The 1,938-nt window shown below is 70.5% G+C and carries 2 protein-coding genes; both read left to right on the top strand.

Going from position 1 to position 1,938, the window contains the following annotated elements; all coding sequences use genetic code 11:
- Positions 1–1,263: telomere-associated protein Tap (gene tap, locus ACFWUY_RS41400; RefSeq protein ID WP_384122143.1), on the top strand; the 1,263-nt coding region annotated here is incomplete at its 5' end.
- 12 nt (positions 1,264–1,275) lie between these two features.
- Positions 1,276–1,833 (top strand): telomere-protecting terminal protein Tpg, encoded by a 558-nt coding sequence (tpg, locus tag ACFWUY_RS41395; protein ID WP_384122139.1) that lies wholly within the window; start codon positions 1,276–1,278, stop codon positions 1,831–1,833.
- Positions 1,834–1,938: the final 105 nt, after the last annotated feature.

The raw sequence follows: 1,938 nt of genomic DNA, 5'->3' as shown, positions 1-1,938 counted from the left end.
CGCGTCCTGGGCGTGTACGCCTCGCGGGTAATGACGCCGCGCGGCTCGACCGCCGTGACCGGTCTGGAGCTGATGACCGCCCTGCACCCGCCGACGCGCGCCTCCGAGCCAGACGCCGACGGCAAGCGGCACTCCGAGCACAACCCCGGCTCGCTGGGCAAGGACGCCATCGACCCGATGAACTGGCCGCCGTGCGAGGTCCCCGACGGCCACCCGGTCCTCAAGGACCTGCCCCGGTTCCACGTGCGCGGCCCCGGCGAGAAACTGTTCGAAGAAGCGTACGACTGGGCCCGCCCGATGACCGACGCGGAGTGCACCCTGCGGCACCTGGTCGGCATCGACGTCAACATGGCCTTCGCCGCCGGCGCCAACGGCCTGAACGTCGGCCTCGGCGAGCCGACACACGTCACGAACCCGGTGTTCGACCCGAAGCTGCCCGGCTCGTGGCTGGTCGACCTCTCCCACATCGACCTGTCGAAGGTGAAGGTCGGCAAGCAGTGGGTGGAGCTGGACGGCAGCCTGCTGCCCTCCCCGTTCACGCCGAAGGGCGACCGCCCCAAGGGCCCGGCCTGGTACACGACGCCCACCGTCGCCTACGCGGCGGAGCTCGGCTACGAGGTGCGCCCGACCGAGGCGTGGGTGCGGCGGGAGAACGGCCGCTACCTGGACGGCTGGTACAACCGGTTGCGCGACGCCTACCTCGCCACGATGGCCGACCTCGGCGTCGACGCCGACCTGTCGCCGACCGACTTCCTCGCGGCGATGGACGGCTACAAGGCCCGTGACCCGGAGCTGGGACTCGTGGTCTCGGCGGTCAAGGCCACGGTGAAGGGCGGCCTGGGCAAGCTCCGCGAGCGCCCGCGCGGGGAGGGCTGGCGGCCGGGCGAGCCGTGGCGCGCCCTGTCCCGCCCGACGTGGCGGCCCGACATCCGCGCGGCGGTCATTGCTCGCACCCGGATCAACCTGCACCGCAAGATCGTCAAGCACGCTGCGTTCACCGGGCAGTACCCGATTGCGATCCTGTCCGACTGCGTCGTCTACGCCGCCGCCGGGCCCTCGCCGCTGGACTTCCTGCCCTACCGGGAGGGCAAGCCGCTGCCCGGCGGCTTCAGGCTCGGCATCAACCCCGGCCTGGTCAAGCACGAGGGCACGCAGGACGTCCTGTGGGGCGAGGAAGTCCGGGAGCGGTTCAACGCCCCCGAGCTCAACCTGGCCCGGTACATCAAGGACGGCACCATCACCGACGTCGACAGCGGAGAGTAGGAGAAGGCCACGATGAGCCTGATCGGGGACGGCCTGGAGAAGGCGGTGCAGAAGGCGTTCACCCGCCCGGCACCGAAGAACGCGGGTCCACAGATGCGCTACCTGGTCAAGCGACTCGGCGGCACCAAGACGGTCGCCCAGATGCTGCGGATCTCCCAGCGCACCGTCGAGCGGTACGTGAAGGACCAGATCAAAAAGCCCCGCCCCGACCTCGCCGCGCGCCTGGAGCGCGAGGTGAAGAAGCGATGGCAGCCGCAGATCCGGGCGAAGGCCAAGGCGAAAGCGGCGTCCACGGGCGGCATCGTCATCGACACCCGCGCCCGCATGGGCTACACCGCGCCGATCGGGTCGACCGACCAGGACCGCATCCGGCACCTGACCGTCGCCCTGCCCCCGCAGTACGCCGCCCGCCTCTTCGACGCCCAGGAACAGGGAGCCACCGAGCAGCGCCTCCAAGAGCTCGCGGCCGAAGCGCTCAAGGACGTGTACTTCCAGGACGGCGGCCGCCGCGCCGGCTCCCTGGAGGAGGTCCGCTTCACGGACATCGAGCACCTCGAGTTCGACCTGTAGCCCGGCTCTTTACTGACTTCGGCTTGTCAGGGTGAGGTTGGAGTGTCCAGGGTCAGGCCGGTGCCGGCTCTGAAGCCGTCGAGGGTGTGGGGCCGGTATTGGAGT

This window comes from Streptomyces sp. NPDC058664, assembly GCF_042716635.1.
Lineage (GTDB): Bacteria > Actinomycetota > Actinomycetes > Streptomycetales > Streptomycetaceae > Streptomyces.
The sequence above is the reverse complement of the archived record's forward strand: the minus strand, read 5'-3'. Positions and strand labels throughout refer to the sequence as shown.

Bases quoted from the DNA above. Each gene is read 5' to 3' on its own strand.
- tpg (WP_384122139.1), top strand. From the start codon at position 1,276: ATGAGCCTGATCGGGGACGGCCTGGAGAAGGCGGTGCAGAAGGCGTTC.